Origin of the sequence: Spiroplasma endosymbiont of Ammophila pubescens (assembly GCF_964020965.1) — a bacterium.
Classification (GTDB): Bacteria; Bacillota_I; Bacilli_A; order Mycoplasmatales; family Mycoplasmataceae; genus Spiroplasma.
The window spans coordinates 49,252-73,019 of sequence record NZ_OZ026611.1 but is presented as its reverse complement, the minus strand read 5'-3'; the positions used below and the strand labels follow the sequence as shown (position 1 = coordinate 73,019).

The following is a 23,768-nucleotide window of genomic DNA, read 5'->3' as shown; positions in this document are numbered from 1 at the left end:
ATTAATAAATGCTAGGGTCAAAACCAGATAAATCATTTCAAGTTTTGCCATTATCATTACTAAATTTAAAATATAAAGAATTAGGAGCGATACCAAACATTAATTCGCTAAATGGTTGTGTTTTACAAGATAAATATGATATTCAAAATTTTGAATTTTTCTGAAATAAACCAGAAAATTTAATTCAATTTAATTCTTTTAATACTATTACATAAAATTTATCATTAATTAATTCCATGGTATGATTAATAATTTTTTCCATAAATGATTATTATCATATGTAATGGAATTGTAGACTGCTTTTGATGTTGGTACTTCTTCATCTATTGACTTATCATTAATGATTTTTGTTATTGGTACTTGAATATTATTTTGTACTTCTCTGACTATTTTTGTAAATCTTGGTATATCTTCGGGTTTTAGGTCATTATAAAAACTTAAATCACCATATATGTATATATTTTTAGAACTAACATATCTTTTACAAGTTATATAATCAATTTCTATATTAGAATTTTTTGTTAATTTATCTTGTTTTTTATCTAAATTTTCTTTTGTTTCATTTGATAAATTATCAATTTTTTTATCTAATTTATCATCATTTTCTATTCTTTCAGTTTTTTCTTTTTCTAATAAAGCATCAACTTCTAATTGTATATAATATGCTTCTAAATCTATCATAGTTAAATCAATACCTTCTTCTTGAAAAGTACGAAAAATTTTCTTTAAAGTTGTTAAATTAGCCAATGATTTTGCATAGGTAGGCAATAAACCTTGTCAAGTAATCATATGGTCATTTTGCGATGAATAATTAATATCACCAACACTCATATTTGCCGAAGTAAAAAATTCAATTGGAATGCGGTTAAATGTTCAATGCTCAATCGTAATAAACACACCATATTAATACAAATTTTCTTTAATAATAGATCTTTAAATGTTTCAAACTTTAGTTTTGAAAATGGATAGTTTAAGTAAGAATTAATCATATTTTGGGCTCTTAAAGCAAATGTTTTAAATCATAATTCTACATCACCTTTAAAGAACTTATTATAACGAACTGGAACTTGTGTAATTTTACCTGTTATTGGAATAAAATTATTATAATTTTCCAAAGTAACATTTTGTCATAATTCATTTAACATTTAATCATCTCCTTATCATTTATTTTTTTAGAATATATTTTATTTAAAATAAACTTTTTACTATTTAATAGTGTTTTTGTTTTAATTGTTTTGTTTAAATCTTGTTTTGTTCTGAGTTGTTTATATGCTTGAAATACTAGTCCATTACCCAATAAACTAGTAACCGCACTATCTTCTAGCGTATTTAACAATTTATCTTTATTAAAGTTATTTTTAAATTGTTCTTGCATTTTTAATATCTTAGCAATTGTCCGATATATTTTAAAACTATCTTTTATTACTTGCTGATAAGCAAGCGGGACAAAAGAAACTAAATTAAACAAACTTGTTTTTTTAAATCCCCAACCAATAAACCATTCACTGTTCATATAGAATTTAAACGGTTCAGGAGCCAAAACAAACTGTTCTGCTTTGATTAAAGTTGTCATAACTACAATGGGGCATATTTAGGATTTTTATAATATATTGTTAAAGCAACTTCACCCGCAACTGATAAAGGAACAATTTTTACTGCTAAAAAACATCAAAACCATAAGCAAAAGGTAATAATTGGCCTTTTTTAATAGCCTTAGTTTTAAATTTAGACAATATTTTTTAGTTTTATCAATAATTTTATTAATTACTTTTTGTTTAATAGTAATTATTTGTTTTTCAATTTGGGCTAATAATTTTTTAGTTAATTTTTGAATATAAAAATTTGGGTTTAAATGATTTAAAATTTTATTTAATTTAATTGGTGTTTGGTGCAAGATATTTAATAATTTATTATTGTATACTTTGCTACCACGCATTAAATTAGCATTTAATAGTAGATTTTTACCAACACCTTTTTTATGAAGATTAGTCATAATGTTATATCACTCATTAGTATTAATTTTACTTATTTTATCAATATTTAATCCATATTCAGACAATCATTTATTAGCATTTTTTTCATTCACGCGTGGTATTTTTTGAACTAATTTAGGACTTATTTTTTGAATATTTTTCTCAATTTTTAATAAATTATTAATTGTTTCTAAATTAGAAACTTTAAAACCTTTATAAAAATCATTTCGGGCTAATTTTCCAATTGTATATAATAAAGTTTAATTATTATCCTGCTTTGTAAAATCAAATATTAATTTATCAGATAAAATCTTTTTACCTGTAACTTGCCTTACAACATCTTCTAAATTATTAGCAGTTATTACACCTAATTTTTCAAGTAGTTTAGTTTCTTTTGCTAATTTTAAAATTCTAGTTGTTCGAACAGCACGCGTTAATTTACCAATTCCACCAATTGCTGGTAATAAATTTAAGGCGGTACTTTTTGCTGTTACTTCTGATTTTAATTTATCATATATTTGATTTACGGCAAAATCGGTTGCTGTTTCTACTCCAAACGAGATAAATGCTGCGGCAAAATTAGATAATCCCGCACCAAGACCAACAGCCGAAACAATACCACCAGTTAAAACTGATAAACCAAGAACTAAAACTTGAATTCCTAAAAATTCTAATAACTGTAAACCAAAACTTTTTTCTTGTTGTTGGATTGACAATCTAGTTGGATTTTTTTAACAGCATAAATAAGGGCTGTTTTAGATGTTCCAATTGGCATATCATTTATCAAACGAAAAATTACTATTTTTTAGTACTATTAAGAATTTTTAATTTTAACATCAATCGGATTTGTTTGACCAGTAGCGTTGTTTTTACTTTCAATTTGGACAAAAAGATTGGTATCATTTGTAATATTTATTGGTCAATCAACACCAGCACTTTCAATAAAGTAATCAAAATCACTTTCAGTTAAAGAACTATTTACTGCTTTTACTGCTTTTAAAACAACATCTTTAAATTGTGGTTTTAACTGTTCGGCTGTTGTTTTTGTTGGGTCTGCAACATGAATAGTTGGTTTATCTAATTTATTAATTTTACTAATATCAATTTTTGAAACAATATGTTTAATAATTCCTTTTGGTTCAACCACTGCTCCACCTAAATATAAAACTCTTTCCATAATTAAAGTATTACCCATTCCAGTACCTAACGCAGCAGCACCAACTCTTAACGGAGTATGATCTTTTTTGCGTAAAATAAGAGGGTCATATTTTTTGCTAAACTTAAGGGTAATTGCATTAACACCATCTGATAATAATTCAATTGTTCCTTCTGAACCATCTTTATTAATAATTGGTAATTTTTTAGGAACCATATAGTATGTTGTTTCTTCAACAGTTTTCATTGCTCCACTTGTTTTAATTACACTATTTATTTGGTCGTTTGCTCCAAGTTGTAACTGTAATTTATTACGAATTCCACGAATAAAATCAGCCGAACCTAAAACAATTGTTTCTGATGGAGTAAAGCCGTTTTCATATATTTTATCCATAATTTCATCATGAATTTGTAAAGCATTTGTATCATCTGCTTTTTTGCCTTGAATAGTTGTAACTGTTCCTTTATTAATAATTTCTAAAATTTTATTGCGTTTATAAGCAACCTCAGTATCCATTACTTGCTCAATATCGGCAGCCCAAAGATTAGGATTAAAATCATTTTCTACAGGGTCTAATTTACGAGCAAAAGTTAAAATTATATCTAATTCAACAACTCCATCTTCAAATTCTACTGTTGAATATTTTAGAAGATTATCATTGATATTAAATACTTGTCCATCTTTTCCCAAACCTTCATTATATTTAATATTTTTCTTTCTTTTATATGTTAAACCAAATTTATTTTCTTCTTTTCACGCAAATAAAGCTTCTCAACTTAATTTTTGTTGATAAGTTTGTAAATATCAAGTTTCAAACGTTTCTCTATCATTAACTGTTGATTGGTTAACAATATCGCCAAAAATTCTTTTTGGATCCATATTTTTATTCCTTCTTTCTATTTATTAAATACATTGTCTGTATCTAAAATATTGTTTTTTTTGTTTTCTACTTTTGGTACGCCCCCGTATTAACTGTTTGTACCTTAATTAATTCATCATAAACACTTTGCAATTGTGTTTTAATGATTTCAATATCATCAGTAATATCATAAAATTTTAATAAAACATTTTTAAAATCTTCATTATCAGTTAAAGAATTAATAAAATCAATTACTTCAATTTGTTTTAGTTGAATTGTTTGTTGTTCAATTTGTGAAGTTAACTCAGTATTTTTTGCTTGTAGTTCGTTGATTTGCTGATTATTATTTTCTAAATTACTTGAATTAAATTCTTCAACTTCAGCAGTATTTTCTAAAATAATTTCAGCAGTTTTAATATCTAAACTACCATCTTCATTTTTAATAGGTTCACTATTTTCATCAATAAGAACATATTTTACATTTTTTAATGCCATTGTTTTTCCTCCTATTTTTTAATATTTGTATTTGTTCTTTTTCTAATCGCTTTTTGTATAATTTCAAAACTATCTACTCTAAAAGACAAAAAATAGCGTTTAGTTTTTATATTTAACTGATTAAATACTGAGCCTTTAATTTTTATCTCATTATTTTTTTTAATTTCAAAAACTCAGTTAAAACAGATGGGTTATATATTGATAATGTTGAGTAATTTAATCCTTCTAACTGACATTTAGCCAAACAAGAATCAACTTCAACGCCACCAGCAACAAGAGCCTTAATTTTTGTTTTAATAGGATTTTCATGTAATCTAACAGTTAATTCTAACTTATTAACTTTTTTATTTTTTATTTTAGGTTTATTAGTTATTGATTTTTTAAGTAAATTACTTTTTGTTTGAGACATTATTTAACATCCTTATTAGATAATTTGTCATATTTTGAACTGTCAACTAATATTCAATCGATAGAACCTGTTGAATATGGATTTTTGTAAAAATATTATTTATATAATTGTTGTTGTTTTAATTCTTCAATTTCACTACCTAAATTTTGATTAAAATTATGTGCCATATCTATTTGTTGTTTAAAACTATTTATTTCTTGCTCTTTTTCAGCAAGTTCTTTTTTAAGTGTTTCATTTTCTTCTTTAAGTTTGTTAAATTTAATTGATTCTGTTATTGTCATTATTTATCACTTCCTTTTTTAAAAAATATTGTAAATGTTTTCAAGCATCTAATTCGTGCTCTGTCATTTTAATATTTCCTTTATAAATATAATTTTTCTTAACAACTGGTGATTGTAAAACATAATTTAAATTAAATAGATATTTGCATAAAACTTTTAAACCACCAATGAATTTAGGAGTAGATAATGGATTTTTTATTTTTAAACCTTTGTGAAATTGAAAATCTTCAATTATTACAATAACTTTATTTAAATAAGAACAAATTTTATTTTTAAACTCATTTAATATTAAATACATATTATTTATTGCTTCTTCTTCATTTTTGGAATTAAAAGTAATATTATTAATTATTTTATTTTGTAAAACATTATAAATAATAATACCAGTTTGACCAATTCCAGCAGGGTCAATTGCAATAATATATTTTAATTTATCTGGTTTATTTTTTTGTCAATTTGTAATATTTTTCATCCATCTGATGCTAAATCTAAAATATCGTTAATTTTGTAATGTTGCATATAAGAAGCAATAATATCTCACTTGTTTTCAAATAAAATTAAGTACATTTTTGCTCATTCTAAACATTGCAAATCATAATGCTTTTTATGATGTGAAATACGACAATTAATAGGTTGACAATTAACTCAATCAAAAGATGTTGTTATTTCATTTCAAGTTTTATTAATATACAAACTTTTATATTCTGTCATTATATATACTTCTTAATTTTTTTATTTGTTGATCAAATTTCATCATTAATATTATTTACCATTACTGGATAAGCTAATATCATTAATTCTTGTAATTTATTTTTAATTTTTTTATTTCATTTTTTCATCAAATATTTTCCTTTTTGTAAAAAAACATAATATTCCCTTATTAGTTAATATTTTGATATTTAGTAAATAATTTATTTTAGTATTTAATTACTTCGCCGCCCGCTTCACTTTGAAGGTGAGCGGGGGCGGATAGGATATTTTGATAGAGTTTACCCCATACGGAAATAAACAAAAAAAATTACCTAGTTATTAATTACGCTTCATCCATCCCTACACAACTTTATATAAAGAAAATAACCTTTTGGAGCTCCTCCCTCTTGTTTTTTAGTATCCGATATTGTTTTTTTTGGTTTAACAGCACTCTTTTTATGAAAACAAGCCAAAAAACACATGCTCTGACATTTCACAAGTGATTAATCTTGCTAAGAATTAAAAGAAATAAATAGGAGTAGTAAATCCAATCGCTTTCACACTTTCTTTAAAACTTCGTGCCATAGATGAGTTATCCATCTTTAAGCATCAAAAAATATTAAGTTTTAAAGATTGAATTTTGGATTAATCGTTAGATAGTATCTTTATTTTTTTATCTCATTATCTTTTTTAATTCTTTGTTTATTAAATATATTTTTTAGTAACTATATTTAACAATTAACTAACAACTAAATAAAACAATTATTCAAAATTTTTTAAGAAAAGAAAGGATGGATTTTTCTGAAAAAACATATTTTATTAAGTGTAAAAGATACTATCTAACGATTAATCCAATAAATATAAGTATTTTTTACAAAATAAAAAGCACTTTATTCTTTTTCAATAAAGTGATGCATTTGCATTTACAATTTACAAAAAAAAAATAAAATTAATTTTTATCAAATTATTTATAATTTAAACAAATATTTTTAAAAATAATTTGACAAAATATTTTTTATTTTTATTTTTAATATAATAAATTTTTTTATATAATATAACTAATATAACGTTATTTTAATAACTGAGTAAGATTATTAATCATTTCTGTTAATTTTGTAATCAAGCCATTATAAACATTAGCATCAGTATAATCAATTCCAATATCTTTTAAAATTGCTAATGGTTCTTTACGACCACCTTGTTTTAAAAAATTTAGTAAATATTCTGGATGGCCATTAATGACATCATTATAAAGTTTAAATGAAGCAACAATACAAGTTGCATATTTATAAACATAATATGGTGAATGAAATAAATGTAAAATTCGTGGTCAACTATATGTCTTTTGTTGTAACTCATGTTTATCAAAAACAGTATAACCAAATTCATTAGATTTTTGATCAAAAAGATTTGCTAATTTATCAGCATCTAATGGCTCATTATTTTCAACCATTTTATGCGCAGATAATTCAAAATCAGCAAAATGAATTTGGCGAAAGAAAGTTGCCATAATTTCATCAATTCGATTTTGTAATAAATAAATTTTTTCTTCTTTACTTTCAGCATATTTATATAAATAATCAAATAATAAGTGTTCATTAACTGTTGAAGCAACTTCTGCTAAAATAATTGGATAACTATTTAATGGATATTTATTATTTAAATCTGCTAATAATGTGTGAACAGAATGACCGGCTTCATGTGCTAATGTATTAACTGAACCAATTGTATCATCTCAATTCATTAAAATAATTGGTTGAACTCCTGAACCACCAGATGAATAAGCACCACTACGTTTATTAGTATCTTCAAAGTAATCAATGCGATGATCACTTCAAACTAACTCTAATTGGGTTAAATATTCATTTCCTAATGGTTGTAGGGATTCACGTATCATTTTTTTTGAATCTTCAACAGTATATTTCTTATCTAATGATGCAATGTTTTTAACTAACTTCAAACTACGATCAGTTAGATAAAACTTTTTAAATTTAAAATGTTTTTTTAATAACTCATTATATTGAACAAATAAATGACTATTTTCACGACCATATTTAATTAAACTTGCATAAATTTCTTCAGATACATCATCATTATTTAATGATGCTTGTAAAGTATTTTTATAACCACGTAAGCGAACAGATTCAACACTATATTGAATGATTCCCTCATAAATTCGTGCAAAAGAATGTTTTTTATCAACTAAATGTTCAGAAAACAATTGTGCTGTTTTAATTCGAAATTCTTGTTCACCTAATGGATCAGATTTCTCCATAATTTCACTATATACAGTATTTGTTAATTCTGTTTTTGTTCCTTGATAATCAATAAAAGTTGGCTTTTTATCAGCATATGCTAATAAATCATACAATTCATAAGCTACACTTCGTGACAGTGTTACTAAAGCTAAAATTTCTTCATCACGTTCTGATAAAATATATTTTGCATTTTTAAAAAACTTACGATAACTATATTCATATGCACTTAATGCAGAATCTTCTTTAATTCATGTCATAATTGTTTTTTCACCAATTGTTTTTAATTCGGGAGCAACAAAAGCTAATTGACTTGAAATTTGATTTAAAGTATTTGAATAAGTTCCTGCTAATTCTTGATATGATAAATCAGTTGTATTAATATCACCCATATGTAAATATTGTCCCATTTTATTTGCAATTAAATCAATTTCTTCATCTAAAAAAATATATTTTTTAAAAACAGCCATTTGATTTAATTTTCCTTTAAAGGTGATAATTTCTTCTAATTTTTTTACAATTTTTGCTAAATCTTTTTTCCATGCTTCATGATTGGAATATAAATGATTGAAATCTCATTTATATTGTGCTGGTGCTTCATTTCGTTTCATTCTTTTCTCCTCTTTCTTCTAAATTTACCTTTTTATATTATAACGGAAAACAAAATATTTTTATTGTTATTCTAGATAATGTTATAATATTGTGTATATAATTATCTATATAGAAAGAAGGAATTTTACAATGGTATTATTAAATGACAAAAAACAAGATTTAACACTAAAAGCAATTTTTAAGGGTGATGAAATCAACCCATTAGTTGTCCAAGAAAACGGTGCAACAACTTTAATTTCAGAAGAAAAAACAATTTATGCTTATTTCGAAAAAGCATTAACTTTTAAAAATGTTGAAGATTTTATCCAAAATTTTATGAAAACAATTAAATATAGTTTAAATATTGATATTAACACTTTCAAAAAAGGTGCTGAAGCAAATACTCATATTTTTAAAGCACTAGCAGAAGGAATATTATATGCTTTAAATGATAATTATAATTTAAAAACAGATAAAAAAGAAAAATCAGTTTATACAATTAATTTAATCCATAACTGTGACAAGGCACCTACTATTTTTAAAGAAATTCAAATTAAAATGGAATTTGTTAATTTTGCTCGTATGTTACAAGATACACCACCAAATTTAATGTATCCAGAATTTTTTGCTGAAAAAATTACAACAATGGCAAAAGGAATCCCAAATTTAAAAGTAACAGTTTTAGATAAAAAAGAAATTGAAAAAGAAAAAATGGGTTTACTTTTAGCTGTTAATGCGGGAAGCTATTTAGAACCGCGAGTTGTTATCTTAGAATATCTAGGTGATAGTAATAAAAAAGAAAAAGTTGGCTTAATAGGAAAGGGAATTACCTTTGATAGTGGTGGATATAACTTAAAGCCATCAACAGCATTAACTGGAATGAAATTTGATATGTCAGGAGCAGCTATTGTTTGTTCAACAGTATTAGCTTTAGCAAAAGCACAAGTTAAAACAAATATTGCTGCGGTGGCTTGTTTAACAGAAAATCGAATTGGAGGAAAAGCAACTTTAACTGAATCAGTTATTACATCAATGAACGGAAAAACTGTTCAAATTGATAATACTGATGCTGAAGGAAGATTAGTTCTAGCTGATGGTATTACTTATGCTATACGTAAATTAAATGTGGATAAATTAATTGAAGCCTCAACATTAACTGGTGCAATTCTAGTAGCTTTAGGAAAATGATTAACTGGTGTTTTTGCTAATAATGATGCATGATATGAACAATTTGCACAAGCAGCTTCTAAAGCTCATGAAGGAATTTGAAGAATGCCAATTTTAGAAGAACATACTGCTGTAATGCGTAAAACACCAATTGCTGATCTAACAAATGCTGAAAGTTCACGCTTTGCTGGTAGTTCAACTGCTGCTGCCTTTTTATGTGAATTTGTAGAAGAAAAACCATATATTCATTTAGACATCGCTGGGACAGCGGATACTAAAGATGGGCGTGGAACTGGAGTAATGATTAAAACATTATTTGAATTATTTAAAGAATAATTTTAAACATCTTGTAAAAGCAAGATGTTTTTTTTATTTTGCATTAAAAATAGATTTACTAAAAGTAAATCTATAATCATCGCTTAAAAATTTTAATATATAAATCTTTGACTCCTTGACTCATTAAACAATATCCAATCACTAATGCAGCAAAGAAAGCAAAATACATTGCAGGTAATGGTACTAAACTTAGTTTTGGCCCTAATGATGTAAATGGTAAGGTCATTCCAATCAAAATGACGGCAATGCTGGATACCAATAATTGCCATAATGGCATTGATTGAAAGAATGGAATTTTTCTTGTTCGATACATTTGAACAATTAAGGTTTGGGTCACTAATCCTTCAACAAATCAACCTGTTTGAAATAAAGTAATTTGTTCAGCTGTGATGTGTTGTGGATTGGCAAGAACCCCAAAATAATAGCCCATAACAACAAAAGTTAAAATATCAAAAATTGAGGAGACAGGTCCATTAACAAAAACAAACGGTAAAATATCCTTTGTTGTTCAAGTTTGTGGTTTTGATAAAAAGTCTACATCAACCTTATCAAATGCTACTGCCAATTGGGATATATCATATAATAAATTTTGAAATAGAATTTGAATTGGCATCATTGGTTGAAATGGTAATCATGCTGAAGCAATTAAAATACTCAGAACATTTCCAAAGTTAGAAGCTATTGTAATCTTAATATATTTTAAAATATTTCCAAAAATTTGTCGTCCCTGAATAATTCCCTTTTCCATAACTAATAAGGACTTTTCTAATAAAATAATATCTGATGCTTCTTTTGCAATATCAGTTGCATTATCAACAGATATTGCAACATCGCTTTGGCGTAAAACAGGTGCATCATTAATTCCATCACCCATGAAACCGACAACATGTTGATTTTGTTTTAAAGCTATAATAATTTTTGCTTTTTGTAATGGATTTAATTTAACAAAAATATTATTTTGTTCAACAACATCACGGAGTTCAAATTCACTTAATTTTTCAATATAATCGCCAGTTATAACACCACGAATTTTTAAATGAACTCGATCACAAATTGCTCTTGTGACTTGTTCATTATCACCCGTTAAAATTTTTAATTGTACTCCATTTTTTCGCAATAATTGAATCATTTTTGCTGCAGAAGGTTTTGGTTTATCAAGAAAAGAAACAAAACCATAAAAAATTAAATTTTTCTCATCTTTTGTTGAATAATAAGTATCGGCATCATGACCATGGTTATATGCTAATCCAATAACTCTTAATCCTTCACTATTCATTCGTTCTGCTGTTGCAGAAATCATTCGTAAATGTTCTTCTGTTATCTTTTCAACTTTTCCTTTATATTCAATTCTTGTACAATTTTTAATAATTTCTTCAATTGCCCCTTTACAAATTAAAGTGTGATGCTTATCTTTACCTGAAACAACAACCGTTAATTTACGCCGATTAAAATCAAAGGGGGTTTCATCAATTTTTTGATAATCATCCTTAAAACTAGATAAATGATGATTATCAATATAATTAATAATTGCTTTATCTAAAGGATTTTTTAATCCCGTTTGAAAATAACTATTTAAATATAAATATGTTAATAAACGATCATCTTTTTTATTATCTAATAACTGATAATCAACCAATTCAATTTTATCATTTGTTAAAGTTCCTGTTTTATCTGTACATAAAACATCAATTGCCCCTAAATTTTGAATTGCTTCTAATTTTTTAACAACTACTTTGGCTTTACTCATTCGACTGGCACCACGAGCAAGATTAGAAGTCACAATCATTGGTAACATTTCTGGAGTTAAACCAACAGCAACTGAAATAGCGAATAATAAAGCAGATAACCAATCATTTTTTGTAATTCCATTGATAATAAAAACAATGGGAACCATTACAAACATAAATGATAATAATAATCAAGTCGTTCTTTTAATTCCACGATTAAAACTATTCTCTGGTGGTTTAACTTGTAATGTTTTTGAAATTGTCGCATAATATGTTTCTGTTCCCACACCAATAACAACTGCAATTGCACTACCTGAAACAACACTTGTTCCCGTATAACAAATATTTTCTAACTCTAGTAAACTTGCTTTATGACGGTTATAACTAGCATGTTTTTCAACAGGTAACGACTCACCGGTTAAACTGGATTGATTAATAAAAAGTTCATTACTTCATAATATTCGAACATCAGCAGGAACCATATCCCCACTTGATAAATAAATTAAATCACCTGGTACTAATTCATGAATTTCTAATTCTTTTACTTCTCGAATTAAACTAGTATTATTTTTAACTGATACTTCAGAAACTTTTTCATCATATTCTAATCGAATTACTGTAATTGTGTTACTAACTAAATCTGTTAGTTTTTTTGTCACGAAAAAACTGCGGATATCTTGAACATATGCAATTGTAGTACTAATAATAATCATAATAGCAATAATAATCACTCCAATAACTTCAAAACTATCGCCACCTAAAGTAAAATAACTAATTATATTATAGGTCGCAATTAAAGCCAAAACAATATTAAAAGGATTTAACAATACTTTTAAAAAATGTTTAAATCAATGAAATTTCATTTTTTCTTGTGAATTATCACCATATTTTTTACCCATTTCTTCTGCTTCATCATAAGTTAAACCAAAATTTTTAAGTTCAAAATGTTCTAAAATTTCGCTTTGAGAAAAATGGGAAATTTGTTTAATCTCATCAGTTTTTAAAAAACCAATTTCTTTTTTTCGCTCCTTAAACTCTTTATTATTTCCCTTAAATTTAGTTATTATTTTTGCCATTCCAAGACCCCTTTCTTAAAAAATATTTTTACCTAAATTATAAATTTAAGACTTTTAACACATACATTAACAATTTATAAATCAAATAAGACTTAAAGTAATAAAATTCCTAAATCAATAATATTTTTTATCCTTTTTAAATAATTTCACCTTAGCCTCTCATAATTTTATTCTTATGTTAATTATAACGAAAATAATTTAAATAAAACATAATTAATAAAAAAATAAGAATACATTAAAATTTTTAGTACTCTTATTTTTAATAACCTAACAATAAAAACTGGTTAATTAGATTGTATTGTAGTAGAAATATAGTTTGAAACATAAAATATGTTATGGAGGTCAAATCAATCTGAATTCATTCGTTTTGCAATTGAAACTTCTATTTTAATAGGAGACAACTTATCACTATTATTTCAAACAGAATTAATAGTCTCTCAATTATCATATATTTGTTCTGTTAATCCAAGAAGATATTTTTCTTCATTAACATTTGAATCAATTTCAACAGATTTAAACATTCTATTTATCAACAAATTATTAAAACCTAATTTGCTATTAATACTATAATTAACTTTAATATGTTCTTAAAATGAGGGTTCAAAAACAGCATATAAAATTGTTGTTTCCGTAAAAAAAATTATAAGAATATGTAATTTTATTTATGCTACTTTTACTACTAGTTTGTGCTAAACTTGTTAGTTTATCATACATACTTACAGCACCTATTACAGGTATTTACATTAGGAATTATACTAATTGTTCCTAAAAAAGCTAGTATTTTTTTTATGAAATAATATCCTTTCTCTTTTTAATATAACTTTAAATTAATACTATTTTATTATAACAAAGTTGAACATTAATAAAACATTATAGCATTTAATAAATTATTTATGTCTTATCCTTTTCTTTTGTATCTGACTTTTCTACTAAATTTCTTTTTAAATCCTTACTAGAATTTTTATCATTAAATGGCATTGTCATAGTTAACTTTTTATTAATTGTATCATTATCTTTCATTCATATCCCAAATCATGGCAAAACTAAAATTAGCAATAATAATGCAATTGCTAAAATGGAACCAGTTTTTTCTGGCATTACAATAGCATTTAAAAAATATGAATAGATATTATATCCAATAATAGCAATAATACAAAGTACACTAATAACTGCAGCTGGAAGAAAATATCAATTTTTAATTGTTGCAATCCGTTGATGATAACGATTTCATATTCCCAAAGCAATAATTGTTCCATACATTAGAAATGCCATCACAACACCTGCATTACTAATAAAATCGTAAAAATTATAAGTTTCTTTTGCAAAAATAGTTGGAATACCCATAATTAGTCCTCATATTAATGTAATCATAACTGATGCTAAAAAAATTGCAAAATTAATACTATATTTTTTCATAATTTTATTCCATAGTTTTGCACCAATAATAAAATTATCTTCAATTGATGAATGACTTAGCTTAACTAAAGAAAAACTATATCCATTTAAAGTTCCAAAAGCACTAATTAAAATAAAGAAGAAAATAATTCGTTCAAAAATTTTATTAATAATCGGATCACTAAAAATTTTACCCGCAGCAGCAACAACACTTCCTTTAGCATCTAAATTTAAAGTTCCAATTGAAACAAGTAAATAAAATATTGTTACTGATGCTAAACCTAATACTAAAGCTAATGGAATATTTCGCTCTGGTTTTTTAACATCCTTTTGGATATATGTTGTTGATAAAAAACCATCAAATGAAAATAGAATCCCTGGCAAAGCCATTAAAATCATTTCCAATCCAGTTTTATTTGCAATTAATTTATATTTATCAAGATCACCTAAACCACTCTTACTTAATGCATTAGGGTCGTTGTTAAAAAAGAACATTCCAATTAACCCAATTAAAATTAATGGAATTAATTTTAAAACAACGGTTGTCATTTGAATATATTTTCCTGTTTTTTCTAAATAAGTACAAATATAAATTAATAAAACAGTATAAATAATTGAAAAAATCGTTAAAATTAATTGATAATTAGCATAACCTCCAACTTTTTCACTAAATACGATTTCTGCGGTCAAACCACCACCAAAAGCCCAAATTGAAGCTTTTGTTGTATAATAAGCAACAGTAAAAGTTGTTAACGGAATATAAATATGGTTCATAGCGTTTCTCACTACACGACCAAACCATTTTCCCCCGAACATCTTTGCATACAAAGCAATACCTGAATTTGAATCTTGTTTTGCTGATGAAATTTCCATAAATGATAATCCAAATAAGAGAGCCATTAGACCACCAATTATCCATGCAATTAAACCTAGAACTCCATTCCCATTAGTTAATCCATATACACCTTCATTTTTAAAAAAGATTCCTGTTCCAACAACTGTTCCAACAACCATACAAAAACACATAAAAAATCCATATTTTTGTGCTGTTTTTTTCTGCATAACTTCACCTCATCATTCTTGCTCATTTTTATTGTTTTTTAAAACTATGAAAATTTAAATAATACTTACTATATTATTCCATAATCAAAATTTTAACATAAATCTGATAATTATTTTAACATTAAAATAATAATTAAAAGGAATGGTTATCATAAATAAACATTCCTTTTAACTATCTTTAAAATTATTTTATAATCAATTTTTTGTCACTTTAATATAACCAACTTTTGATAATTGAGCAGTGATACAATACGCTCTAATAACTCCTATGACGATTGGAATATATACTAATGGTGGTGCTGTCATTGAAAAGACATTGTTCAATGCATATGGAATTAAGAATCCTAATAATACAACAATTCCTATGGCAACATTAATTGGTCAAGTTGGTTTTGATTGAATAAATGGAATTTGTTTTGTTCTAAACATTAACATAACAACGGTTTGAGTAATTAATCCTTCAATAAATCAACCCAATTGAAAAATTGCAACATGATAAGTGGCATTTGCCGAAATAGGATCAGCATGATATGCACTAAAGACACCAAACCCATACCCTAAAATAATAAAGGTTATTACATCAAAAACACTACTAATTGGGCCGTTAACAAAGGTAAATGATAATATACCTTTTGTACGTCAGCGCTGTGGTTGTAATAAGAAATCTTCATCAACACGGTCAAATACGACTGCAAATTGTGAAAAATCATAAATTAAATTTTGAAATAACATTTGAACTGGCAACATTGGCGTAAATGGAATTCATCAAGCCACAATAATTAAAGTAAAAACATTTCCAAATTGTGAAGCCATTGTTATTTTAATATATTTTAAAATATTTCCAAATGTTAAACGTCCTTGTTTAATTCCTTGTTCAATTACATCTAATGATTTTTCTAATAAAATAATATCTGATGCTTACTTACCAACATCAGTTGCATTATTAACTGAAATTGCAATATCACTTTGTCGTAATACAGGCACATCATTAATGCCATCACCCATAAAACCAACAACATGATTATTCGCTTTTAGCAAACTAAAATTCGTGATTTCTCCGTTGGATTTAATTTAACAAAAACATTATTAATTTCAACCGCATGTTTTAATTCATAGTCAGTCAATTTATCTAATTCTTCCCCAGAAATAATTCCTTTAATTTTTATTCCTACACGATCACAAATCGAACGCGTTACAGCAGCATTATCTCCTGTTAAAATTTTTAATTCAACACCACGAGTAGCTAATACTTTAACCATTTTTGATGCTGATGGTTTGGGAATATCTAAAAATGTTGCATAACCATAAAAAATTAAATCTTTTTCATCATTAATGTTATAAACCTTTTGATTTTCATTAACAACTTTATAACCAATTCATAACACACGGTATCCCTGATCATTCAAACGGGTTACCGTCTTAATGATTTGTTTTCTCATTTCATCATCTAAGTCAACAATTTTATTTTGATAATAAATTTTATTTGAAACATTAATAATTTCTTCAATTGCTCCTTTTGAAATTAATTTTGTATCTGCTGCATTTTTAACAATAATTGTTAAACGACGACGTTCAAAATCAAATGGAATTTCATTAACTTTTTGATATTTATCAGGAGCAAAATAATGTGTACTTTCTTTAACATAATCAATAATTGCTGAATCTAGTGGATTTTTAATTCCAGTTTGAAAATAGCTATTTAAGTATAATAATTTCAATAAATCTGGTTCTTTTTTATTGTCGAAACTAGCATAATTAATTAACTCAATTTTATCATTTGTTAAAGTTCCTGTTTTATCTGTACATAAAACATCAATTGCCCCTAAATTTTGAATTGCCCCTAAATTTTTAAATACTAATTTACTGTGGCTCATTTTACGAGCTCCTCGTGATAAATTACTTGTCACAATCATTGGCAACATTTCAGGAATAATTCCAACAATAGCTGCCGCTGTTCATGTTATTCCTCCTAATCAATCACTTTTTGTTCCTGAGTAAATTAAGTAAATAATTGGTGCCATAATCAACACAAACATAATTAATAGGAATGTTACTCGTTGCACTCCTGTTTGAAAATTAGTTAAAGGGCGTTTTTCTTGCAATACACTTGAAATTGACAAAAAATATGTTTTAACTCCCGTTTGAATAACTATTGCAATTGCACTACCTGAAACAACACTTGTACCCATTAAACAAATGTTTTCTAATTTTAATAAATTAACCTTATCTGTTGTTGCATGTTTCTCAACTGGCATTGATTCTCCGGTTAACGAAGCATGATTAATAAATAAATCACGACTAACTAAAATACGAACATCAGCAGGAACCATATCCCCACTTGATAAGTAAATCAAATCTCCTGGTACTAAATCACGAACATCAATATCTTCTGATTTTTTGATTAATTCAAACATATTTTCGTAATTAATGTCAGTATATCCCTTACCATCTCGAATCACTGTTGCTTTATTACTAACAATATTAATTAATTTTTTCGTTACAAAATGTGCTTTTATTGTTTGAATATAAACAATTGTTCCACTTGCAAAAATCATAACTGCTACAATAATTGCTGGTAAAATATCAGCAATTCCCCGTTCTGCAATAGGAGTTGAAAAATACTCATAAAAATTATAAATACTAATCGCAATTGGGATTAAATTAAAAGGTCCAAAAAATGATTTAAAAAAGTTTAGAACTCAATTAAATTTAGTAGTATCTACTTTATTGTGTCCATATTCTTTTTGTAAATCTTCGACATCAGCTGTCTTTATCCCAAACTGATTACTTTTAAATTCATTTAATAATTCAGGTTGGTTAAGTTTTGAACATGCTTTTAATTTTTTATCATTAAAACTTAGCTTTTTTAATAAAGCTTCTTTTGTTCTATCTTTTCCAAACATGATTTGTTTCCTCTCTTACTTTGTTTCATGACACAACAAAATAAGATAAATTAACACGACTAAAAATAGTAGCAATTATAAATAACTGCGATGATTATCTTCTTGATGGTCAGAAACAATATTAAATAATGTATTACTTTTGTAAAAATTAATACCCTTAATAATCCGGCTTAATTGTAAAAACAGTCCGGACTGTTCCTGCTGTCCAAGCATAGAAATCACCACTCTTTCTTTCTTAAAAATAATACCTGTATATTTTAGCATAAAAAATAAGGCAAATATGCCTTATTTAAAAAAATTATCGTAAAATTGAATAAAACAAAAATTTTTAACAAAAAATTTGAACTTATAACGTATTAACAAAATCAATAATCCCTTTAGAATCATTATTAATATATAATTCTGATGGTAACACAGCAACTTTGCTATTCTTCGCAATAGCAACTACTTTTGTTGATAAATATTCTACTTGAGGAGCTGATAAAATAATATTGTAATTATTATCTAATTGCTCTGGTGTTATCACAAAAAATTGCATATCATAATTATTTTTAACAATAACATTATTAATCTTATCTAAAATTCGATTAGCACTAATTCCTGCTGAACAAATTAAAACAATTTTTATCATTTAGACCTCCATTTATTACTTATAATCTTTTTAAATTATACTGATTATAATTTAAAATGCAATCATAACAATAAAATGTTATTACATTAAATTAATTCAATAATTTCTTAAAATAAAAAGAATACTTCTGTTAATTAATAATTAAAGTATTCTTTTCCTATTTTATTTTTTAAAAATAGCTATTTCCCAAAAATTTTAGAATCAATATCTGGAATAAAGACTAGATGTAAATCCGGATTAGTTGTTTCAAGTAAAATCATCGGATCATTAATTGATTTAACTTTAAACTTAATATTATTAATATTAATTTGTATTTCTAGTGCTGATGCTAAATCAGTAATTTCAGTAGCTGTTTTTCATGCCCCTCCTTTTTCATCCTGATATTCAATTTGAACTAATCCACTAACTAATTCTACAGCAGTATTATCAATTGCATCACTACTATGTCCACTAATTTTTAATATTAATGGTATAAGTTTTTTAATTTGTCCATTAAGTGGAATTGAAAAATTAAAATCTCACTTAATAAGTTTTAATTTTATTGATAAATCAGTTGTTAAATCGTAATTAAATAATTGGTTAATAAATACTTTAATTTTATCAATAGAAAGAATATCAATAAGTCCCTCTGTCCCAGATGTTAATTGTCATCAACTTGCCGAAATTTTTTCATATTTAATATTAATCGTTGTAGTTGATATTAATCAATCAACTTTTACTACAATTGAAATTGGAGTTCTATTATCTGACCATTCACCACTTTTGCTTTTTCATCCTTCTAACAAATTATGTAAAATATGTTCTAAATTAGTACTAAATTGAAGGTTCTCTTTTTTATTTTTAGTACTTTGAATATTTTTATTAACATCTAAAAACCCATCATTGTTAATTTCTCGTGGTTTTTCAAATAAATATTGTAATAGTAATAAGATCAAATTTTGTGATTTTTGTTGTTCACGTTTCTCAAGAACAAAATTACGGAAATGAATAATATCTGGTACTAAACTATTTAAAATATTAAGATATTTTGCTTTAATTTTTATTTCTGCAGTAGTACCTAACAAGAGATCTTTCTTTATTGTTTCATTAATTTCACCATTTTTAAGCATTTCATCAGCAAGTGGTAAATTCATTAATTCATTATTAACAAAGGCTTCTCATTTTTTTCAATTTTCATCATCCGCATTAAATGAAGTTGGAATAACTTTTGGTAAATTATCAAAAAGATGAAACGTTGTAACCAACGATAAAATCTTGCCAATTGCTAAGGTAATGCCTTGAAAGGGAAGAATCATTTTAGTTAAAACCATCGTCATACTTTTATTTAATTTTTGAACTGTATCATTTGTTCATTTTAAATTATTAGTAGCAACAGGAATTAAAAAATTTGAATCTTTTGTTTTTGGATTAGTTAATTCTTTATCTTTATAATCAGCAACAACTGTTAATTCTCCATAATGAGCAGTTCCATCTTCTGCAATTTCAATAGGCGTAAAATTTGTTTGTGTTAGCATTAAATCATCACTAAATTCTTTAAATTTACTTTCTAAAATGCTGAAAGAAGCATCATTGTTAACATTTTGATATTCATCACTATCAACAACAAGAGGTGACAATTCACTAAAACTAGTTAATCGTTTAATAATTCGATTTTTTTCATAATCAACACTAGTTCCCCTATTGTTATCATTATCTCCCCCACTTGTTGTATAAATATCACGGTATCCAGCAGGGGTAGGTGCACATCCACTCAAGCCAAAAACAGGTGAACTTGTTAAAATAACACTACTTAAGATAAATAAAATTTTTTTCATTATTTATATCTCCTTTTTTATTTTTTAACTTGTAAAATTTTATTTAATTAAAAATAACATTTAGAAGACTATACTAATTTAAACACTCTCGTTGATAACCATTTACAATAATTTTTAATTCTTTTTCACTACGTTTATTTACTAGCATATGCATTTGCAAAGACTTAATAACATTATCTAATTCACATAAATTAATGAAACTAAAATTTTCCCTAATATTTTGTTGTTTTAAAATTAATGAAAGTTTTTTAAACATAATTGTACTATTAAAAGAAAAAGCAAGGAAAATTAAAACAAAAACATTTTGTGAAAATAATACAAGAGAAATATTAGTTTCATTTAAAGCACGATGAAATGGCTTAAATGTATTGATATAAGCTAAAATTTTATTAATTAAGACAATTTTTAAATATTTTGTTCAATATTGTTTAAAAAAATATATTGTTGCAATAAATGAAATAAAAACTAGAAAAATAAGAATAATCATATTGTCTGAGCCTTTGATGCTAGCTTTATGAATTGCAAATATTGTTATTAAACTAACTTTAAATATAATTGAAAAAAGACAAATAATTGAATCATTATAATAATTATGAAGCAATTGTTTACCAATTAAGATTCATAAACTAATTAAGCAAACTGTTAAGGAAAGGAGACTACGAAGAACCAATAAATTCGTTGTATCCATTAGTAAAAAATAAAAACTAGTTTGAATTCCAACTAAAAAGATAATTGTTAAACTTTGTTTTGTTTTTTTCTTTAAAACAGTAAGATTTGTAAGATATGAAGCAAAATAAACAACAGCAAAAAAAACTAATACCTTGGCAATAAATAATATTAATGGTCAATCAATATAATTAATTTCAAATAGCCTATTCATTTTACTACACCTTACCTTTAAAGAATTATTTTACCTTATTTGCAAATATTATATAGATTTATTGTCAAAAATGCAAAAATGTTTTTTAAAAATAAATGTTATAATTAAAGTGAGCTTAATAATGTCAATAATTAAAAATTATTAATATTATTAAAAAATATAGTAGGAGATAAAAACAGCGATGTTGCCAGAAAAAATTGATCTTTTTATCGATGAACATGTTGATAAACCCTTATCAGAATATATTAAAGAGAATCCAAGATTTATTTTAGAATTTGTTAATAACTTATCATGAGAAGAAAAATTTGAATTAATTAATGATTTTGTTACAGAAAATGATAAAATTAATCACGCAGTTAATACTTTAAATAAATATCTTTCTTTATTTATTGAAGAGGAAATTAAAGAACGCCTTATTCAGAATATTTCAGAAGAAGAATATTTACGTCATAAAGCAATTATTGAGATTTATGAAAAAGCTAAAAATGAAGGAGAATTAAATGAAAAAGATTCTTCTAATTAAAAAAAATAATACATTTGGTTAAATATATTATTTTTTTTAATTAATTACTTTTATCTAAAGAGAATTTAAAATCGTATTTTTAAAATATTTTTTACCAATAATCTGCTTGTTTTTATCTAAATAAATAGTAATTGTCACTTCAGTATTATTATTTTTTTCTAATTGACTAGTTGTTAAACCATTATATGGTTTTCCTGTCATACTAATTTCTTTACAACCACTTTCTTTTAATTGTTCAATAATAATATTACCATCTGGAAATTTGTGGCTTGCTGCTCCCATAAAATTACGTCATGATGTATTTTCCTCATCATATGTAGCTGGAATATAACAATTTTCTGGACTTAATTTTTTAAAAAACGATTTATCAAGAGAATTTTTATTTCCATGATGTGGCACTTGATAAATATCAATATTTTTGAAAATATCATGTTTTTGACTAGCAATAACCTCTCCAAGTTCTTTTTCAGCATCACCAGTAAATAAAAAATCTGTTGGTCCAATTTTAAAATATAATACATTTGATAAATTATTTCGATTTACTTGTTTTTTATGACTTTCTTTTTCAAGAAAATCTTTTGCATAATAACTTCAATTATGAAATTTAATACCCTAAAAAATATAAAATTCTTCCAACTTATCATAAATTTTTGTATTAGGGCTAATTGAATCACTAAATTTTTTCATAAATTCATTTGCTTCATCAATAAAAATAATATTATCAACTTGAAAATTATTTAAGATACTTCTGAAATTTGAATAATGATTAGTATGAAAGTGACTGAAAAAAATAGCCAAAATCTTATTAATTCCCTTTTCTTTTAAAACCTTAGTTGGTTAAATATTACCATTATATAATTTAGTATTTCATGCACGTGGTGACCCACCAATTCCAGTATCATAAACAATCGCTATATCACCTTTTTTATAAATTGAAATAAACCATTACCGGTTGCTAACATTGTATATTCATAATATGGTTTTGTTTCATTATCTATTGTTTTATCATCTTTTGTTTCATCATCTATTGATACTTTCACATCTTGAAAATCCCCATTAGGTTTAGCATTAATATTTTCATTTGGTAAATTTACTTTTTCTGAATTATTTGAACAAAATGTACAATTCACAATAGAAGTAACAAATATATTATTTACTGATAAACTAGTTAATAAGGCTAATATCTTTTTCATTTAATATTTACCTCGCTTTCTTTATTAATAAACAATAATTTGTTAATTTAAAATACAAGCAAAAACAAACAAAACTTTTCTCATAGTCTGCCCTGATTGTAGCATTGCATAAATGAAAATGGTTTACTATTTTTTATATATTGATGTCCGCATTAAATTTTAAAAACTAAAATTTTATTTTTATTAAATTTTGGGACCTTTGCAAAGATACGGGTTGTTAGTTAAAAACAAGATATAATCTTGTTTTTTCTTTTATGTATAGAAAATTTAATTTAAGGAGTTGAAATTATGCAAACAAAGCAATATTTTATTTTGCGGTCCTTAGTAACTAAGTATGGAAAAGATAATGTTA

25 protein-coding genes and 1 pseudogene are annotated in these 23,768 nt (G+C 25.2%); 3 read left to right on the top strand and 23 right to left on the bottom strand.

What is annotated here, in order from left to right; all coding sequences use genetic code 4:
• Positions 1 to 8 precede the first annotated feature (8 nt).
• Positions 9 to 215 (top strand): hypothetical protein, encoded by a 207-nt coding sequence (locus ABNT63_RS00450; RefSeq protein WP_348735938.1) that lies wholly within the window; start codon positions 9 to 11, stop codon positions 213 to 215.
• Between the two features lie 13 nt (positions 216 to 228).
• Here ABNT63_RS00450 and ABNT63_RS00445 read toward each other — a convergent pair whose 3' ends face one another.
• The 13 genes from ABNT63_RS00445 to pepF form a co-directional block, all read right to left on the bottom strand.
• Complete coding sequence (locus ABNT63_RS00445) at positions 229 to 831, bottom strand: hypothetical protein (protein WP_348735937.1); 603 nt, start codon at positions 829 to 831, stop codon at positions 229 to 231.
• Positions 735 to 1,145 (bottom strand): hypothetical protein, encoded by a 411-nt coding sequence (locus ABNT63_RS00440; RefSeq protein ID WP_348735936.1) that lies wholly within the window; start codon positions 1,143 to 1,145, stop codon positions 735 to 737. The genes ABNT63_RS00445 and ABNT63_RS00440 overlap by 97 nt, the downstream gene beginning before the upstream one ends.
• On the bottom strand, positions 1,139 to 1,573 hold the full coding sequence (locus ABNT63_RS00435) for a hypothetical protein (RefSeq protein ID WP_348735935.1): 435 nt from the start codon (positions 1,571 to 1,573) through the stop codon (positions 1,139 to 1,141). Before ABNT63_RS00435 ends, ABNT63_RS00440 begins: the two co-directional genes overlap by 7 nt.
• A 27-nt stretch (positions 1,574 to 1,600) precedes the next feature.
• A complete protein-coding gene (locus tag ABNT63_RS00430; protein ID WP_348735934.1) occupies positions 1,601 to 2,086 on the bottom strand; it encodes a hypothetical protein in 486 nt (161 codons plus the stop codon).
• 147 nt (positions 2,087 to 2,233) lie between these two features.
• Positions 2,234 to 2,689, bottom strand: a complete 456-nt coding sequence (locus ABNT63_RS00425; RefSeq protein ID WP_348735933.1) for a hypothetical protein — start codon at positions 2,687 to 2,689, stop codon at positions 2,234 to 2,236.
• A gap of 98 nt (positions 2,690 to 2,787) precedes the next feature.
• Positions 2,788 to 4,008, bottom strand: a complete 1,221-nt coding sequence (locus tag ABNT63_RS00420) for a hypothetical protein (protein ID WP_348735932.1) — start codon at positions 4,006 to 4,008, stop codon at positions 2,788 to 2,790.
• A gap of 67 nt (positions 4,009 to 4,075) precedes the next feature.
• Entirely contained in the window at positions 4,076 to 4,483 is a 408-nt protein-coding gene (locus tag ABNT63_RS00415) for a hypothetical protein (protein ID WP_348735931.1), read from the bottom strand.
• Between the two features lie 142 nt (positions 4,484 to 4,625).
• The gene (locus ABNT63_RS00410) at positions 4,626 to 4,892 is read right to left on the bottom strand and encodes a hypothetical protein (RefSeq protein WP_348735930.1); all 267 of its coding nucleotides are present in this window, start codon (positions 4,890 to 4,892) and stop codon (positions 4,626 to 4,628) included.
• Positions 4,893 to 4,987: 95 nt separating this feature from the next.
• Positions 4,988 to 5,173, bottom strand: a complete 186-nt coding sequence (locus ABNT63_RS00405) for a hypothetical protein (protein ID WP_348735929.1) — start codon at positions 5,171 to 5,173, stop codon at positions 4,988 to 4,990.
• Positions 5,151 to 5,645: a hypothetical protein gene (locus ABNT63_RS00400; RefSeq protein ID WP_348735928.1), complete on the bottom strand. Its 495-nt coding sequence runs from the start codon at positions 5,643 to 5,645 to the stop codon at positions 5,151 to 5,153. Before ABNT63_RS00400 ends, ABNT63_RS00405 begins: the two co-directional genes overlap by 23 nt.
• Positions 5,600 to 5,884: a hypothetical protein gene (locus ABNT63_RS00395; RefSeq protein WP_348735927.1), complete on the bottom strand. Its 285-nt coding sequence runs from the start codon at positions 5,882 to 5,884 to the stop codon at positions 5,600 to 5,602. The genes ABNT63_RS00400 and ABNT63_RS00395 overlap by 46 nt, the downstream gene beginning before the upstream one ends.
• A complete protein-coding gene (locus tag ABNT63_RS00390; RefSeq protein ID WP_348735926.1) occupies positions 5,884 to 6,012 on the bottom strand; it encodes a hypothetical protein in 129 nt (42 codons plus the stop codon). Before ABNT63_RS00390 ends, ABNT63_RS00395 begins: the two co-directional genes overlap by 1 nt.
• A gap of 920 nt (positions 6,013 to 6,932) precedes the next feature.
• A complete protein-coding gene (gene pepF, locus ABNT63_RS00385; protein WP_348735925.1) occupies positions 6,933 to 8,729 on the bottom strand; it encodes an oligoendopeptidase F in 1,797 nt (598 codons plus the stop codon).
• A 130-nt stretch (positions 8,730 to 8,859) separates the two neighbouring features.
• On the opposite strand from pepF, the gene ABNT63_RS00380 reads away from it, so the two are divergent.
• Positions 8,860 to 10,212, top strand: coding sequence for a M17 family metallopeptidase (locus ABNT63_RS00380; protein ID WP_348735924.1), 1,353 nt, complete (start codon positions 8,860 to 8,862; stop codon positions 10,210 to 10,212).
• 70 nt (positions 10,213 to 10,282) lie between these two features.
• Here the strand turns inward: ABNT63_RS00380 and mgtA (ABNT63_RS00375) are convergent, their stop codons facing one another.
• From mgtA (ABNT63_RS00375) to ABNT63_RS00335, 8 genes and pseudogenes are all read right to left on the bottom strand, one after another.
• The gene (mgtA, locus tag ABNT63_RS00375) at positions 10,283 to 13,015 is read right to left on the bottom strand and encodes a magnesium-translocating P-type ATPase (protein ID WP_348735923.1); all 2,733 of its coding nucleotides are present in this window, start codon (positions 13,013 to 13,015) and stop codon (positions 10,283 to 10,285) included.
• Positions 13,016 to 13,299: 284 nt separating this feature from the next.
• Positions 13,300 to 13,536, bottom strand: coding sequence for a hypothetical protein (locus tag ABNT63_RS00370; RefSeq protein WP_348735922.1), 237 nt, complete (start codon positions 13,534 to 13,536; stop codon positions 13,300 to 13,302).
• Between the two features lie 370 nt (positions 13,537 to 13,906).
• Positions 13,907 to 15,472 (bottom strand): APC family permease, encoded by a 1,566-nt coding sequence (locus ABNT63_RS00365; protein ID WP_348735921.1) that lies wholly within the window; start codon positions 15,470 to 15,472, stop codon positions 13,907 to 13,909.
• A gap of 189 nt (positions 15,473 to 15,661) precedes the next feature.
• Positions 15,662 to 18,375: pseudogene (mgtA, locus tag ABNT63_RS00355) on the bottom strand (magnesium-translocating P-type ATPase).
• Between the two features lie 75 nt (positions 18,376 to 18,450).
• Positions 18,451 to 18,588 carry a hypothetical protein gene (locus ABNT63_RS00350; protein WP_348735918.1) on the bottom strand — a complete coding sequence of 46 codons (138 nt, stop codon included), beginning with the start codon at positions 18,586 to 18,588 and terminating at the stop codon, positions 18,451 to 18,453.
• A gap of 133 nt (positions 18,589 to 18,721) precedes the next feature.
• Entirely contained in the window at positions 18,722 to 19,006 is a 285-nt protein-coding gene (locus ABNT63_RS00345) for a pts system IIb component protein (RefSeq protein WP_348735917.1), read from the bottom strand.
• A 179-nt stretch (positions 19,007 to 19,185) separates the two neighbouring features.
• Entirely contained in the window at positions 19,186 to 20,820 is a 1,635-nt protein-coding gene (locus ABNT63_RS00340) for a hypothetical protein (RefSeq protein ID WP_348735916.1), read from the bottom strand.
• 73 nt (positions 20,821 to 20,893) lie between these two features.
• Positions 20,894 to 21,700 carry a hypothetical protein gene (locus ABNT63_RS00335; protein ID WP_348735915.1) on the bottom strand — a complete coding sequence of 269 codons (807 nt, stop codon included), beginning with the start codon at positions 21,698 to 21,700 and terminating at the stop codon, positions 20,894 to 20,896.
• A 181-nt stretch (positions 21,701 to 21,881) separates the two neighbouring features.
• On the opposite strand from ABNT63_RS00335, the gene ABNT63_RS00330 reads away from it, so the two are divergent.
• Positions 21,882 to 22,223: a hypothetical protein gene (locus tag ABNT63_RS00330; protein ID WP_348735914.1), complete on the top strand. Its 342-nt coding sequence runs from the start codon at positions 21,882 to 21,884 to the stop codon at positions 22,221 to 22,223.
• A 54-nt stretch (positions 22,224 to 22,277) separates the two neighbouring features.
• Here ABNT63_RS00330 and ABNT63_RS00325 read toward each other — a convergent pair whose 3' ends face one another.
• A complete protein-coding gene (locus ABNT63_RS00325; protein ID WP_348735913.1) occupies positions 22,278 to 22,622 on the bottom strand; it encodes a hypothetical protein in 345 nt (114 codons plus the stop codon).
• Positions 22,623 to 23,134: 512 nt separating this feature from the next.
• A complete protein-coding gene (locus ABNT63_RS00320; protein WP_348735912.1) occupies positions 23,135 to 23,416 on the bottom strand; it encodes a hypothetical protein in 282 nt (93 codons plus the stop codon).
• Positions 23,417 to 23,768 lie beyond the last annotated feature (352 nt).